Origin of the sequence: Streptomyces sp. Ac-502 (assembly GCF_045222935.1) — a bacterium.
Taxonomy (GTDB): domain Bacteria; phylum Actinomycetota; class Actinomycetes; order Streptomycetales; family Streptomycetaceae; genus Streptomyces; species Streptomyces monomycini.
In genome coordinates this window covers 2,152,888-2,168,093 of record NZ_JBHFFO010000001.1, presented here as the reverse complement: position 1 = coordinate 2,168,093, position 15,206 = coordinate 2,152,888, and the positions used below count along the sequence as shown (strand labels likewise).

Annotated in this window: 7 protein-coding genes and 3 pseudogenes; 7 read left to right on the top strand and 3 right to left on the bottom strand. The window is 73.5% G+C overall.

From position 1 onward, the window contains the following. Positions 1-539 precede the first annotated feature (539 nt). On the top strand, positions 540-1,757 hold the full coding sequence (locus tag ACEXOX_RS09710; RefSeq protein ID WP_406519967.1) for an acyl-CoA dehydrogenase family protein: 1,218 nt from the start codon (positions 540-542) through the stop codon (positions 1,755-1,757). A 132-nt stretch (positions 1,758-1,889) separates the two neighbouring features. Next, positions 1,890-4,132 (top strand): annotated as a pseudogene (locus ACEXOX_RS09705) (tetratricopeptide repeat protein). A 104-nt stretch (positions 4,133-4,236) separates the two neighbouring features. Here ACEXOX_RS09705 and ACEXOX_RS09700 read toward each other — a convergent pair. Next, a complete protein-coding gene (locus ACEXOX_RS09700; protein ID WP_406519966.1) occupies positions 4,237-5,574 on the bottom strand; it encodes a glycoside hydrolase family 27 protein in 1,338 nt (445 codons plus the stop codon). 147 nt (positions 5,575-5,721) lie between these two features. Between ACEXOX_RS09700 and ACEXOX_RS09695 the strand changes: the two are divergent. Continuing rightward, positions 5,722-7,313, top strand: a pseudogene (locus tag ACEXOX_RS09695) (phytoene desaturase family protein). A 12-nt stretch (positions 7,314-7,325) separates the two neighbouring features. Here the strand turns inward: ACEXOX_RS09695 and ACEXOX_RS09690 are convergent. Then, entirely contained in the window at positions 7,326-8,504 is a 1,179-nt protein-coding gene (locus ACEXOX_RS09690) for an FAD-dependent oxidoreductase (protein ID WP_406519965.1), read from the bottom strand. A gap of 289 nt (positions 8,505-8,793) precedes the next feature. Between ACEXOX_RS09690 and ACEXOX_RS09685 the strand changes: the two genes are divergently transcribed. The 4 genes and pseudogenes from ACEXOX_RS09685 to ACEXOX_RS09670 all read left to right on the top strand — a co-directional run bounded on the left by ACEXOX_RS09685 (position 8,794) and on the right by ACEXOX_RS09670 (position 14,115). Next, complete coding sequence (locus ACEXOX_RS09685; RefSeq protein ID WP_406519964.1) at positions 8,794-9,906, top strand: NAD(P)H-dependent flavin oxidoreductase; 1,113 nt, start codon at positions 8,794-8,796, stop codon at positions 9,904-9,906. 42 nt (positions 9,907-9,948) lie between these two features. After that, positions 9,949-11,502, top strand: coding sequence for an acyl-CoA synthetase (locus ACEXOX_RS09680; protein ID WP_406526281.1), 1,554 nt, complete (start codon positions 9,949-9,951; stop codon positions 11,500-11,502). 41 nt (positions 11,503-11,543) lie between these two features. Then, a pseudogene (locus tag ACEXOX_RS09675) lies at positions 11,544-13,142 on the top strand (fatty acyl-CoA synthetase); the annotation flags it as partial. A gap of 178 nt (positions 13,143-13,320) precedes the next feature. Continuing rightward, positions 13,321-14,115: a VOC family protein gene (locus tag ACEXOX_RS09670; protein ID WP_406519963.1), complete on the top strand. Its 795-nt coding sequence runs from the start codon at positions 13,321-13,323 to the stop codon at positions 14,113-14,115. Positions 14,116-14,258: 143 nt separating this feature from the next. Here the strand turns inward: ACEXOX_RS09670 and ACEXOX_RS09665 are convergent, their stop codons facing one another. Then, a complete protein-coding gene (locus ACEXOX_RS09665) occupies positions 14,259-14,948 on the bottom strand; it encodes a hypothetical protein (RefSeq protein ID WP_406519962.1) in 690 nt (229 codons plus the stop codon). Positions 14,949-15,206 lie beyond the last annotated feature (258 nt).

Sequence of the window (15,206 nt, the reverse complement as noted above, 5' to 3'; positions counted from 1 at the left end):
CTCCGTCCCACGACAACACCTGTAGGAACGGGGCGGGCGCGGTTACGCGCGGGGCCGCCACGTACGGCACCGGGAGCGCGGCCGGCCTGCTCGGGCAGATTCCTTTCGGCAGCCCGCTCAACCACTGTGGCGGTGCCGACCTGCCCGGCAACAAGCAGGGCAACGAAGCGCCGGACGACGACCCAGGGCTTGAGCACGTGTCGAATCAGCCCCCTCCGAAACCAGGTACCCCGGCGCGGGCCAGACGGACGTCCTCAAGCTGTTCAGGTAGCCACGCCGTCTGTTCAGGTAGCCACGCCGACTGTCCGGGCAGCCGCTGCCTGCTGTCCGGCCGTCCACCGCCGAACCGGCCGGGGCGCCCCCGTGGCCCGCCCCCGCCCGCACCCTTCCGTATCGGTGGAACACGTTCTACTGTGCCCACGACCCGATACCCGACGGCCCGTCAGAAACCCACGATTCCGCGCGCCGTGCCGCGCCCGCGTGCGCCGGAGTGCGGACGTTTCACCGTGCGATCCGGGCCGGTCAGACCAGGAGGGGCCGTGCACCTCGAATACACCCCGGAGCAGCAGCGGCTGCGGTCCGAACTGCGGGAGTACTTCGCCGCCTTGACCCCTGACGACGCGTCCGCACGGTTCCACGGCGCCGGGACCGGGGCGCGGGACGCCGCCGGCCCCGGCCCGCAGAAGCGGTTCTACCGTGAGACGATCCGGCGGCTCGGTACGGACGGGTGGCTCGGGGTCGGCTGGCCCGAGGAGTACGGCGGCCGGGGCCTGACGCCGATGGAGCAGTTCATCTTCTTCGACGAGGCCGCGCAGGCGGGTGTGCCGCTGCCGCTGATGGCGCTGAACACCGTCGGCCCGACGATCATGCGGTACGGCACCGACGAGCAGAAGGCGTACTTCCTGCCCAGGATCCTGGCCGGGGAGATCGACTTCGCGATCGGCTACAGCGAACCCGACGCCGGTACGGACCTCGCGTCACTGAAGACCCGGGCCGTGCGCGACGGCGACGCCTACCTCGTCAACGGACAGAAGATCTGGACCACCAACGGCGACACGGCCGACTGGGTCTGGCTCGCCGTGCGCACCGCGCCCGCCGAGGACGGCGTGCCGCCCCACAAGGGCATCAGCCTGCTCCTCGTACCCACCTCCGACCCCGGCTACTCCTGCACCCGCATCAACACCCTCGCCTCGCACGACACCACCGCCAGCTACTACGAGAACATCCGCGTCCCCCTCACCCGCCGCGTCGGCGAGGAGAACCAGGGCTGGCGCATCATCACCAACCAGCTCAACCACGAACGCGTCACCCTGGCCGCCCACGGCACGATGGCCGTCCGCGCTCTGCACGACGTACAGCGCTGGGCCGCCGAGACCAAGCTGGCCGATGGACGGCGCGTCATCGACCTCGGGTGGGTACGCGGCCGCCTGGCCCGTACACACACCAAGCTCGACGCCATGAAGCTGCTCAACTGGCAGATGGTGGACGCCCTCCAGCACGGCACACTCACCCCGCAGGACGCCTCCGCGGTCAAGGTCCACGGCTCGGAGGCACGCCGCGACGCGTACGCCTGGCTGATGGAGGTCGTGGGCGCGGCGGGCCCCCTGAAGGACGGCTCGGCCGGCGCCGTCCTGCACGGCGAACTGGAACGCGGCTACCGCTCCGCGGTCATCTTCACCTTCGGCGGCGGCAACAACGAGATCCAGCGCGAGATCATCGCGTGGATCGGACTGGGGATGCCGCGGGTACGGCGGTAGCGCGGGCCCGGCCCGCCCCCACGGTGCCTCCTCAGCGCCCTACACCCCACGCCCCCGTCCCGCCATACTGAACGGGCGGGGCACCGAGGGGGATCGCGGCGGACGCGGTGGGGACGGGGGCGCGGGCGGGCGATGGTGGAGAGCAGGCTGGTCCAGAGGCGTTACCGGTTGCTCGACCTGATCGGGCGCGGCGGGATGGGGGAGGTGTGGCGGGCGCGGGACGAGTCGCTGGGGCGGCAGGTCGCGGTCAAGTGCCTCAAGCCGCTCGGGCCGCAGCACGATCCGTCGTTCCTGCGGGTGCTGCGGGAGCGCTTCCGGCGGGAGGCGCGGGTGGCGGCGGCCCTCCAGCACCGCGGGATCACGGTCGTGCACGACTTCGGTGAGGACGACGGGATCCTGTTCCTCGTGATGGAGCTGCTCGACGGGCGGAACCTGAGCCAGTTGCTGGAGGACAACCGGCACGATCCGCTGCCCGTACCGGATTTCGCCGACATCGCCGAGCAGGTCGCGGCGGCCCTCGCGTACACCCACGAGCAGTCGATCGTGCACCGTGACCTCAAGCCCGCGAACATCGTGCGGATCGCCGACGGGACGGTGAAGATCTGCGACTTCGGCATCGCCCGGCTGGGGCACGACATCGGGTTCACCGCCCGGCTGACCGGTACCGGCATCGCGATGGGCACGCCGCACTACATGTCGCCGGAGCAGATCGGTGCCGGGACGGTCGATCATCGCAGTGACCTGTATTCGCTGGGGTGTGTGCTGTACGAGCTGGCTACGGGGGCGCCGCCGTTCGATCTCGACGACGCCTGGGCGGTGCTCGTCGGGCACCGTGACACGCCGCCGGAGCCGCCGCGCGGGCACCGCCCCGACCTGCCGGAGGCGTACGAGCGGATCGTGCTGGACCTGCTGGCGAAGGATCCGGAGGACCGGCCCCGGGACGCTTCGGAGCTGGTGAAGCGGCTCGTCTCGGCCCGCAGGCCGCCGGAGTACCCCACGGTGGGGGCGACGCTCCCGGCGTGGCCGGACGGGCGCACGCCGACGCGCGCCGCGTACCGCCTGCCGTCCTGGACGCAGGGCATGCGGGGCGGGTCCCAGGCCGGTCCCCGCGCGCCGCGGGCGTCCGGTGCCGAGGGCGCCGCGGGGCTCACCGGCTCGTGGACGAGCGGCCTGCCGCCGCTCAGCCGCGACACCCCGGCGCCGTACGTCCCCGAGCGCCCCGCGCCCTCGCCCGCGCACCTCGCCGCGCTGGCCGCCCGCCACAACGCCGGGCTCAGCCTCGGGCGGCTCGGCCGGTGGGCGGAGGCGGGGAGGTGCACCGCTCGGTCGCCGCCGAACGGGAGCACGCGCTCGGACCCGACCACCCCGACACCCTCGCCAGCCGGTTCGAGGTGGCCTTCACCCTCGCCCGGTCGGGCCGGCCCGCCGACGCGCTGCGCGAGTACGAGCGGGTGGCCGCCGGGCGCGAACGGAGTCTGGGCCCCGACCACGTGGACACCCTGGCCGCCCGCCAGGAGACCGCGTACGCGCTGGGCCGGCTCGGGCGGCACTTCGAGGCCCACCAGGTGTACGTGTCCGTCCTCGCGGCCCGGGAGCGCACGATGGGCCCCGAGCACCCGGACGCGCTGCGCTGCCGGCACAACCTCGCCTTCAACCTCAGCCGTCTCGGCCGGCTGGAGGACGCGTACCGGATGGCGCGCGACGTGGCGTCGGCCCGCGCCCGGGTGCTGGGGGCGCAGCACCCGGACACGCTCGTGACGCGGTACGAGGTGGCGTACCTGCTCGGCCAGTTGGGGCGCTGGGCGGAGGCGTTGCGGACGTACCGGGAGGTGGCCGCCGACCGGGCCCAGGCGCTGGGGCCCGGCCATCCGGACACGCTCGCCGCCCGCTACGAGGTCGGCATAAGCCTGGGCCGCCTCGGACGCAGCGCCGAGGCGCTGGAGCTGTACCGGGACCTCGTCGTCGCCCGTACGGCCGCGCAGGGCCCGGCCGACCCCGAGACGCTGCGCGCCCGGCACGGCCTCGGCGTCAACCTCGGCCGCCTCGGCCGCTGGGAGGAGGCGCTGACCGAGGCCCGGTCGGTGGCCGCGCTCCGCGAGCAGGTGCTGGGCGCCGACCACCCCGACACCCTGGTCAGCCGCCGGGAGATCGCCATCGCCCTGGGGTGGCTGGGCCGCTGGCCCGACGCGCTGGCCGTCTACCGGCAGGTCGCGGCGGCCCGCGAACGGGTGCTGGGCGCCGACCACCCGGACACCCTCGCGAGCCGCGGCGACGAGGCCCAGTGCCTGGAGCAGCTGGGGCGCTCCGCCGAGGCGGTGGCACTGTACCGCCGGGTCGCCGCGTTGCGGCAGCGGCGCACGCCGGGCCGGGGGTGAAGGAGGGCTGCGCCTTCGGTCCCGGCCCGGTGGCCCGCCGGTGCCCTGGGACACCGGCGCCCCGGCGGCCGTTCGGCGCCCTGAGGCACCGGCCCGGCGGCCGCTCAGCGCACGGGGCGCACCCGGTAGAGCACCGTCGCGTGCGCCGGTACCCGTACGGAGATCTTCCCGGCGGTGCGGGAGGTGCGCCGGGTGACCAGGTCGCGCAGCTCGTACTGGCCCGTCGCCGCCCTCGGCAGACCGGCCGTCTTCGCCGTGGTGGACAGCGTCCGCGGCGCGTCGCCCGAGTTGAAGAGCGCGACCGCCCGGTCACCGTTCCGCAGCGGCTTGGACAGCACGTCGTACCCCGGCCCCTGCTGGACGACGCGCCCCTGGACGCCCTTCGGGTCCTGGTCCACGGCGATGACGTCCCGGTTGCCGAGGACCCGCAGCGCGGCCGGTGAGATCTTCGTCAGGTCCGTGCTGGAGATCAGCGGTGCGGCCATCATCGCCCACAGCGCCATCTGGCTCTGGATCTGCCGGGTGGACAGCCCGGAGTCGCCGGCCAGCAGGAAGTCTGGGTCGTTCCAGCGGCCCGGCCGCTGGAACGGCGCCAGCTTGGCGTTGTACGCGTAGTTGTACTTGATCGACGACCACTTCCTGGCGCCGCCGTGCTTCTCCACCGCGATGTCGCGGCCCTCCCGCCACAAGTTGCCGACCTGCGACGACCAGCGGATGACGTGGTGCCAGACCCGGTCGCCGTCGTACTGGAAGTAGGCGGGCGCCGACACCGAGAAGACGATGTCGCGGCCGGTCTTGCGCAGGGCCCGGCTGACCGCCCGGTAGGCGTCCTGGTAGGTCCGCTCCTTCGTCTTGCCGGGGGCGGTGGGCAGGTTGCACCCGTCCATCTTCAGGTAGTCGACCTTCCACTTCGCGAAGAGGTCGGCGTCCTGCTGGTAGTGGCCGAGGCTGCCCGGGTACTTCTCGCAGGTCAGCTTGCCGACGTCCTCGTAGATGCCGAACTTCAGCCCCATCCGGTGCAGTTCACGCCCCACGTACGCCATGCCGCGCGGGAAGCGGGCCGGGTCCGGGACGAGGTTGCCCTTGGCGTCGCGCTGCTTGAGCATCCAGCAGTCGTCGACGGTGACCGTGTCGTAGCCCTTGGCCGCGAGGCCGGTCTTCACCAGGGCCCGTGCGTTGCCGAGGATCACCTTCTCGTCGATGTCGCACATGTAGTACGACCAGTTGTTCCAGCCCATCGGGGGTCTCGGGGTGAGGTTCGGGTAGTCCGCCGCGGCCCGCGCGCCGCCCGGGCGCCCGGCCGGGCCGGGAGCGGCGGGGAGGCCGCCGCCGGGAGGGCGGCGGCCGCGGACAGGACACCCGCCGCGCACAGGGCGGCGGCGCTCAGGCGGGTCGGGGTGCGCCTCGGGGGACGCGTTGCCGACGAAACGTGCACAGGTCACCTCACGGGGGGACGGAGCAGGCCGATACAACGCATCGTCGGACGTTAGGAACGTAGGAGGAGGACGGGCAAGGCGCCGCGCTGCGGGGCTCGCGGAATTCAGCCGTCCGTACCTGGCGGCGCCGATCACCGCGTGCTACCAAGAGACATGCCGCAACGGACTTCGTACGACGTGGCCATCGTCGGAGGCGGGCACAACGGCCTGGTCGCCGCCGCCTACCTCGCCCGCGCCGGGCGCCGCGTGCTGGTCCTGGAGCGCCTCGGTCACACCGGCGGCGCCGCGGTCTCCGAGCGCGCCTTCCGCGGCGTGGACGCGCGGCTGTCCCGCTACTCCTACCTCGTCAGCCTGCTGCCGACGAAGATCGTGGACGATCTGGGGCTGCGCTTCGCGGTCCGCCGGCGCTCGGTCTCCTCCTACACGCCCGCGGTCCGCGGCGGCCGCCCCACCGGCCTGTACGTGAGCACCGACGAGGCCGCCACCCGCGCCTCGTTCGCCCGGATCACCGGCTCGGACCGGGAGTACGCGGCCTGGCGGCGGTTCTACGGCATGACCCGGCGGGTCGCGGAACGGGTCTTCCCCACCCTCACCGAACCGCTGCCGACCCGCGCCACGCTGCGCGCCCGGGTCGGCGACGACGCGGCCTGGGAGGCCCTGTTCGAACGGCCGCTCGGCGAGACGGTCGAGTTGGTGTTCGACGACGACCTGATACGGGGCGTGGTGCTCACGGACGGGCTGATCGGCACCTTCGCGCACGCCCACGACCCGGGGCTGGCACCGAACCGCTGCTTCCTCTACCACGTCATCGGCGGCGGCACCGGCGACTGGGACGTGCCGATCGGCGGTATGGGCGCCCTGACCGACGCGCTCGCCGACGCCGCCCGCGAGGCCGGCGCGGAGATCGTCACCGACTGCCCGGTGACCGGCATCGCCACCGACGGCCGCACGGCCGAGGTGACCAGCGAACAGGGCACGGTCGGCGCGCGGCACGTCCTGGTCAACGCCGCCCCGCAGGTCCTCGCCGGGCTCCTCGGCGAACCGTCCCCGGGGTCCGCCGAGGGCGCCCAGCTCAAGGTCAACATGCTGCTCACCCGGCTGCCCCGGCTGCGGGACACCGGCGTCGACCCGCGGCTGGCCTTCTCCGGGACCTTCCACGTCGCCGAGGGCTACCAGCAGTTGGAGACCGCCTACCGGCAGGCGGCCGCCGGTGGACTCCCCGCCGCGCCGCCCTCGGAGATCTACTGCCACTCCCTGACGGACCCCTCCATCCTCGGCTCCGACCTGGTACGCCAGGGCTACCAGACGCTGACCCTCTTCGGTCTGCACACCCCGGCCCGGCTCTTCGCCGACGACCACGACGCCACCCGGGAGCGCCTGCTCGCGGCGACCCTCGCCCAGCTCGACGCCGTACTGGCCGAACCGCTCACCGACTGCCTGGCCACCGACGCGGACGGCCGCCCGTGCGTCGAGGCCCGCAGCCCGCTCGACCTGGAACGCGACCTCGGGCTGCCGGGCGGCAACATCTTCCATCGCGAGCTGGCCTTTCCGTACCGGGCGGAGGGCGGTGCGGGGGGTGCTGCGGAGAACGGCACGGCGAACGGTGCGGACGACGCGGCTGCCCGGTGGGGGTGCGGACCGCGCACGCCAACGTGCTGCTGTGCGGGGCGGGGGCGATCCGGGGCGGCGGGGTGAGCGGCATTCCGGGCCACAACGCCGCCATGGCCGTTCTGGGGCGGCGGTGACGCTCGGGGCGCTCACGCGGCGCCCGCGGTCCCACGGCCGGTGAGCCCTGCCGCCCGTACCGCCCCCGCGGCGGCCCGTAGAGCGCTGTTGATCGCGATCTCGCCGCGCATCCCGGGCGCCGCGACCATGTCCCCGGCCAGGAAGACCCCGTCCCCGCGGTCGATCGCCGGACGGTCCCGCCAGGTCAGCCCCGGCAGGTCGAGGGCGCCGGTGCGGCCGCGCGCGGTGCCCTGGCGGCGCCACACCGCGCGGTCGCGCCATCCGGGTACGGTCAGCCAGGCGAAACGTTCCAGCCGCTGCCGGGCCCCGGCTGGGCTCTCCCCGCCGCGTACGGGCATGTCCAGTTGGAACAGCGACGTGCCGGGCGGCGCGGTGCTCGGGTCCTGCATCGAGTAGCTCTCGTGGAAACCGCCCGCGTCGAGGTCGAAGGCGAGGAACCGATCCCGCTCCCCGCGGGGAACCGCGAGGTCCAGCAACACGCAGTGGCCGCTCTCCCAGCGCAGCGAAGCGTCGCCCAGCAGGGCGCGGGCGGAGGACAGCTCCGTGGCGACGACGGTGGGACGGTCCGGGAGCGCGGTGACCCGGGAGCCCAGCTCGACGCGTACGCCGAGCAGCCGGGCGCGGGCCGCCAGCCGGTCCACGACCGCCTGCCAGCCGCCCGCCACCCACCGCACGGTCGGCACACCGGGCGCGAACACCCGGCGGAGCAGCCCCCACACGAATGCGGCCGAGAGCCGCCCGGTGTCCGCGTCGTACGTCACGGCGGCGATCGCGTTGGCCGCTGCGCGCGCCGCCTCCTCGCCGAAGTGCCGGGACGCCCAGCCGCTGAAGTCCTCGTCGACGGGGGCGGTACGGGACCGGCCCACCGAGATCATCCGCAGGAACCCGGCCGGCGGCCGGAGGGTGCGCCGCCCGTCCCGTACGAAGGAGACCCGCAGCAGATCGCGCGCGGGCGGCCGGACCGGCCGGCCCGTCAGGCCGCGCTCCGCGAGCCAGGTCCAGTGCGGACCGTCGCAGTAGAAGACGTGCGGCCCCTCGTGGGCGACGTAGGGGGCGGGCGTGGCGCGCCCGCGCCCGCCCAGTGAGGCGTGCGCCTCGTGGAGCGTCACGGCCGCTCCGGCCTCCGCGCAGGCGATGGCGGCCACCAGCCCCGCCGTACCGCCGCCGATGACGGTGATGTCCGTCCGCAAGATGTGCCTCCCGGGTCCGCTGGGCGGATGCCCGCCCCGCTGTGCAGATGTCCGTCCTCCTGGACGGATCGCGCCCCGGAGGATGTGACACGGGAGCCGCCCCGGCCTTACGGGGGCCGCCCCGCTCTTACGGGAGCCGCCCCGGCCTTACGGGGGCCGCCCCGCTCTTACGGGGGCCGCCCCGCTCTTACGGGAGCCACCCCGCCCCTACGGGCCCCACCCCGCCCTTTCCTGACGAGGCATCAGGAACCCTCTTCCCTCGGAAGCGTCCCTGCGGCATCCTGCGGCCATGCAGACGGAGCTGAGCAACCGCCTGGGAGTCGAGCACGCCGTCTTCGGGTTCACCCCGTTCCCGGCGGTGGCCGCCGCGATCACCCGTGCCGGGGGCTTCGGCGTGCTCGGCGCGGTCCGCTACACGGACGCCGGCGAACTGGCCCGCGACCTGGACTGGATCGAGCGGCACACCGACGGCGGACCGTACGGCCTCGACGTCGTGATGCCCGCGAAAAAGGTGGAGGGCGTCACGGAGGCGGACATCGAGGAGATGATCCCGCCCGAGCACCGCCGCTTCGTCGCGCGGACCCTGGCCGCGCACCAGGTGCCCGAACTGCCCCCGGGCGAGGCGTCCGGCTGGCGCATCACCGGCTGGCTGGAAGAGGTGGCCCGCTCCCAGCTCGACGTGGCCTTCGAGTACCCGATCAAGCTGCTGGCCAACGCGCTCGGTTCGCCGCCCGCCGACGTGGTCGAACGCGCCCACGCGCACGGCGTCCTCGTCGCCGCCCTGGCGGGCAGCCCCCATCACGCGCGGCACCACCGGGACGCCGGCATCGACATCGTCGTCGCCCAGGGCTACGAGGCCGGCGGCCACACCGGCGAGATCGCCACCATGGTCCTCACCCCCGAAGTCGTCCGCGCGGTGGACCCGCTGCCCGTGCTCGCGGCCGGCGGCATCGGTACGGGCGAACAGGTCGCCGCCGGGCTGGCCCTGGGTGCCCAGGGCGTCTGGCTCGGCTCCGTCTGGCTGACCACCGAGGAGGCCGGGCTGCACTCCCGGCGGCTCACCGAGAAGCTGCTCGCGGCGGGCTCCGGCGACACCGTCCGCTCGCGCGCGCTGACCGGCAAGCCCGCCCGGCAGCTCCGTACGGCGTGGACGGACGCCTGGGACGACCCGTCCAGTCCCGCACCGCTGCCCATGCCCCTCCAGGGGCTGCTGGTCGCCGAGGCCGTCTCCCGTATCCAGAAGTACGAGGTCGAGCCGCTGCTCGGCACACCGGTCGGCCAGATCGTCGGCCAGATGAACTCCGAGCGCAGTGTGCAGGCCGTCTTCGACGAGCTGACCCGCGGCTTCGAGCGGGCCGTCGACCGCATCGACCGCATCGCCGGGCGCACGACCGGGTTCTGAACACCGACTTCGAGCCGAGGAGGGACACGTATGTCGGCATCCATGGCGTCACCCACCCCGAACGGCTTCTGGGCGCAGGCCGCCGCCGATCCGGGGCGTACGGTCCTGATCGCCCCGGACGGCGAGGAGTGGACCGCCGCCCGGCTGCACGCCGCCTGCAACCGCCTGGTGCACGGCCTGCGCGCCGCGGGCCTGGAGCGGGGCGACGCGTTCGCGGTGGTGCTGCCCAACGGCGTGGAGCTGTTCACCGCCTATCTCGCCGCCACCCAGGCGGGCTTCTACCTCGTACCGGTCAACCACCACGCGGTCGGCCCGGAGATCGCCTGGATCGCCGGTGACGCGGAAGCCAAGGCACTGATCGCGCACGAACGGTTCGCCGATGCGGCCCGCGCCGCCGCCGACGAGGTGGGGCTGCCGCCGCGACACCGCTACTGCGTCGGCGAGGTGCCCGGCTTCCGCCCGTACTCCGCCCTCCTCGACGGACAGCCGGAGACCGCGCCCGAGGACCGCGCCCTCGGCTGGGTCATGAACTACACCTCCGGCACCACCGGCCGTCCCCGCGGCATCCGCCGCCCGCTCTCCGGGAGGCTGCCCGAGGAGTCCCCGCTCGGCGGCTTCCTCGGCATCTTCGGCATCCGCCCCTTCGGCGGCAACGTGCACCTGGTGTGCTCACCGCTCTACCACACGGCCGTACTCCAATTCGCTGGCGCCTCCCTGCACATCGGGCACCAGGTCGTCCTGATGGACAAGTGGACGCCCGAGGAGATGCTGCGCCTGATCGACACGTACCGCTGCACCCACACGCACATGGTGCCGACCCAGTTCCACCGCCTGCTCGCCCTCCCGGAAGAGGTACGGGCGCGCTACGACGTGACGTCCATGCGGCACGCGATCCACGGCGCCGCGCCCTGCCCCGACCACGTCAAACGGGCCATGATCGACTGGTGGGGGAACTGCGTCGAGGAGTACTACGCGGCGAGCGAGGGCGGCGGCGCCTTCGCCACGGCCGAGGACTGGCTCAAGAAACCCGGTACGGTCGGGAAAGCCTGGCCGATCAGCGAACTGGCGGTCTTCGACGACGACGGCGAGCGCCTGCCGCCCGGCGAACTGGGCACCGTCTACCTGAAGATGACCACCGGCGGCTTCAGCTACCACAAGGACGAGGGCAAGACCCGCGCGAACCGCATCGGCGACTTCTTCACCGTCGGCGACCTCGGACACCTGGACGAGGACGGCTACCTCTTCCTCCGGGACCGCAAGATCGACATGATCATCTCGGGCGGGGTCAACATTTACCCCGCCGAGATCGAGGCCGCCCTGCTCGCCCACCCCGCCGTGGCCGACGCGGCGGCCTTCGGCATCCCGCACGACGACTGGGGCGAGCAGGTCAAGGCCGTCGTCGAGCCCGCCGACGGGTACGTGCCGGAGCCGGCCCTCGCGGACGCCATCCTGGCCCACTGCGCGGAGCGGCTGGCCGGCTACAAGTGCCCGCGGTCGGTCGATTTCATCGCGACCCTGCCCCGCGACCCGAACGGCAAGCTCTACAAGCGGCGGCTCCGCGACCCGTACTGGGCGGGGCGGGGACGCGCCGTGTAGCCGGCGCAGCGGCGCCCCGGTGCCCTTGACCCGTCGCGGGCCTGGGCACAGGATCGCGCCATGACGGGAGCGCGGACGAACACGGTGGACGGAGTTCTGCGGCGGAGCGCGCGTCGGACGCCCGAGCGCACGGCGGTGATCCACGGCGACCGGTCCTGGACCTACCGCGCACTGGACGACGCGGTGACGGCCGCCGCGTACGCCCTGCTGGCCACCGGGCCCCGGCCCGGCGACCGGGTCGCCGCGTACGGGCACAACTCCGACGCGTACGTGATCGGCTTCCTGGCCTGTGCCCGCGCGGGCCTGGTGCACGTACCCGTCAACCACCACCTCACCGGCGACGAACTGCGCTACATCGTCGAGCAGTCGGGCAGCGCCCTCGTCCTCACCGACCCCGCGCTGGAGCACCGGCTGCCGTCCGGCGTGCGCACCATGCCGCTGCGCGACGCCGCCGGGTCGCTGCTGGAACGCGCTCGGGAGGAGCTGCCGGAGGGGGCTGTGGCTGTGGTCCCGCCTGCGGCCGGAGCGGAGGGAGCGGCCGGAGCGGGGGAACGGGTGACCCGTACGGCTCGGGCTCCGACGACCTGGTCCAGCTCCTCTACACCTCCGGCACGACCGGGCTCCCCAAGGGCGCGATGATGACGCACGGAGCGCTGGTGCACGCGTACGCGTCGGCCGTCGCCGCCCTGGACCTCAAGGCCGCCGACCGGCCCGTGCACTGCCTGCCGCTCTACCATTCGGCGCAACTGCACGTCTTCCTGATGCCGTACCTGGCCGTCGGCGCCGAGAACGTCATCCTCGACACCCCGGACCCGCACCGGATCTTCGAACTGGTGGAGGCGGGCCGGGCCGACAGCCTCTTCGCCCCGCCCACCGTGTGGATCGGCCTCTCCCAGCACCCCGAATTCGGCACCCGGGACCTCCGCGGCCTGCGCAAGGCGTACTACGGGGCCTCCATCATGCCGGTGCCCGTGCTGGAACGGCTGCGCGCCCGGCTGCCCGGCCTCGCCTTCTACAACTGCTTCGGACAGAGCGAGATCGGCCCGCTGGCCACCGTCCTGGGGCCGGACGAGCACGAGGGCCGGATGGACTCGTGCGGCCGCCCGGTGCTGTTCGTGGAGGCCCGGGTGGTGGACGAGGGCGGCACCGAGGTACCGGACGGCACGCCCGGGGAGATCGTCTACCGCTCGCCCCAGTTGTGCTCGGGTTACTGGGACAAGCCGGAGGAGACGGCGGCGGCGTTCCGGGACGGCTGGTTCCGCTCGGGGGACCTGGCGACGCGCGACGCGGCGGGCTGCTTCACCATCGTCGACCGGGTCAAGGACGTCATCAACTCGGGCGGTGTACTGGTCGCCTCGCGGCAGGTCGAGGACGCGCTGTACGCGCATCCGGCGGTCGCCGAGGTGGCGGTGATCGGGCTGCCGGACGAGCGCTGGATCGAGGCGGTGACCGCCGTGGTCGTACCGCGGGCGGCGGCCGGGGTGCCGCGGGAGGCGGAGCTGATCGCGGTCGCGCGGGAGCGGCTGGCCGGGTTCCAGGTCCCCAAGCGGGTGCTGTTCGTCGAGGCGCTGCCGCGCAACGCCAGCGGCAAGATCCTCAAGCGGGAACTCCGGGACCGGTTCCGCTCCGGCGCGGACTGAGTGATCTTGTTCTGGGCGTCCGCCGAGGGCGATTGTCAGACCCCCTGCCATGCTGAGAAGTGCCGGGGGGAAAGGCACCGACCGACACCGCGTGTTCCCCGGTGACGAGGGCGTGCGTGCTCGTTCGGCAGCCGCCCGCGTCGCGCGCCGTGACGATCGGACGCCGGAGGAGATCAGCATGCTCACGACCCAGTACGTCCCAGGTGCGCCCAACTGGCTCGACCTCGGGGCTCCCGACATGGACGCGGCCGTCGCGTTCTACGGCGGCGTCTTCGGCTGGACCTTCCGGTCGGCCGGCCCCGACGCCGGCGGGTACGGCTTCTTCCAGCTCGACGGGAAGACCGTCGCCGGGGCCGGACCGCTGACCGAGGAGGGCGCGAGCGCGGCCTGGACCGTCCACTTCCACAGCACCGACGTGGACGCCCTGGCCAAGACGGTGGAGCAGGCCGGCGGCGCGGTCCGCTTCGGCCCGTGCGACGTCTTCACCGCCGGCCGGCTGGCCGGGTTCACCGACCCGGCCGGCGCCGAGTTCGCGGTCTGGCAGCCCCTCGACGTCCAGGGAATGGACGTGGTCGGCGCCTCGAACGCCGTGTGCTGGACCGAGCTCTACACGACCGACGCGCCCGCCGCGAAGGACTTCTACCGCAGGGTCTTCGGGTGGGAGACGGTCGACAACGCGATGGGCGAGAACCTCGTCTACACGGTCGCCTCGCCCGCCGGCACCGACCCGAACGGCGACGCGGGCCACGCCGGCATCATGCAGCTGCCGCCCGAGAACCTCGCGGCGGGCTCCACGCCGGAGTGGCACCCGTACTTCGCCGTGGAGGACTGCGGCGCGACGGCCGCCGCGTCCACGGAACGCGGCGCGACGGTCGTCATCCCGCCGGAGGACGCCGAAGGCATAGGCAGGCTGGCCATGCTGCTGGATCCGTTCGGCGCTCCGTATGCGCTGATCACACCGAGCCCGAGGTAGGGAGGCCGGAGGGAGACGTCGGAGAGAGGCCGGGGGAGGCATCGGCGGGAGGCCGTCGGAAGGCCGTCGAGAGGCCGTCGGAGGGCTGAGGGGAGGCGGGAGGTCGGAGGACGGCTGGAGGGAGACAGCGGGGCGGTATCCCGTCAGTCGGGGTCCTGCCCCTCGGTCCCGCTGACCTCACTCGCGTGGGACGGCCCGATGCCCGGGACGTCGTGGACCACTTCGACGCAGGGGCGCTCTGGAGCCACCGGGGCGGGGACTTCGCCGACGACCAGGCGTCCCAGCGCGGTGAGGGGCCGTGGCCGGGGGACCGCGGGCCGAAGGACGGCCGGCCGCCGGGCCGGCGGCCAGCCCTGGCCACCTCTCCGTACGTCTCCCCGCGCTCCTCCCGGAACACCTCCGGGCTCCTGCCGTGGTGCGCTGTCCCAAAACAGACAGAAGTGCCCGGACGGAAGCTCAGAGGGCGTGGGCAGGAACTGCCGGAAGGGGGCGCCCGTCTCCAGGCTGGTGCTCAGTTCTTCGAACAGCTCGGCCAGGCTGGACGCCCAGGCGACCGCACCGCAGCCCGAGCCGATACCCATCTCGTAGACATGTCCGTAGGTGGGGCCGGGGCAGTGGTCCACGAAGGCGAGCCCTCCGTCGTTGGGCAGCGCGAACGGCACCCACCGGACGGCATGGGCGTAGAGATCGTCCCCTCCGCAGCCGGCGATCATCTCCGCCTCGCTCACCAGCCACGCATGCTGGGAGGCGATCTGGTCGATCGAGCTGAGCCGGTGCCCCAGCGGCAGGAACGCCCCCGCGTGGTAATTGTCCTCCTCCGGGTGGGCCAGCACACCGTCGTGCCGCTCCAGAAGAGCCCGCAGCTGCGGATGGAGGGAAAGCCGAGCCGGTGCTCCAGCGAGGTGATCTTTTCGGCGGTGGCGGGCGGTCGCAGGGCGGCATGATCGATGGGCGAATGCGCGGACAGCCATGCCGCGCAGCGGCCCCACGCGGCATCGAACGCCGTATGGTCTCGAACGGTCATGCGGTGACTCTATGGCCCGGCACTGACACGAGACCCCGACGCGTCCAGGCTCGCCTGTCCGCATCCA

What these genes read in the sequence shown, in the direction of transcription:
- ACEXOX_RS09670 (WP_406519963.1), top strand. Translation starts at nt 13,321, where the DNA reads ATGCTCACGACCCAGTACGTCCCAGGTGCGCCCAACTGGCTCGACCTC.
- ACEXOX_RS09680 (WP_406526281.1), top strand. Translation starts at nt 9,949, where the DNA reads ATGGCGTCACCCACCCCGAACGGCTTCTGGGCGCAGGCCGCCGCCGAT.
- ACEXOX_RS09685 (WP_406519964.1), top strand. Translation starts at nt 8,794, where the DNA reads ATGCAGACGGAGCTGAGCAACCGCCTGGGAGTCGAGCACGCCGTCTTC.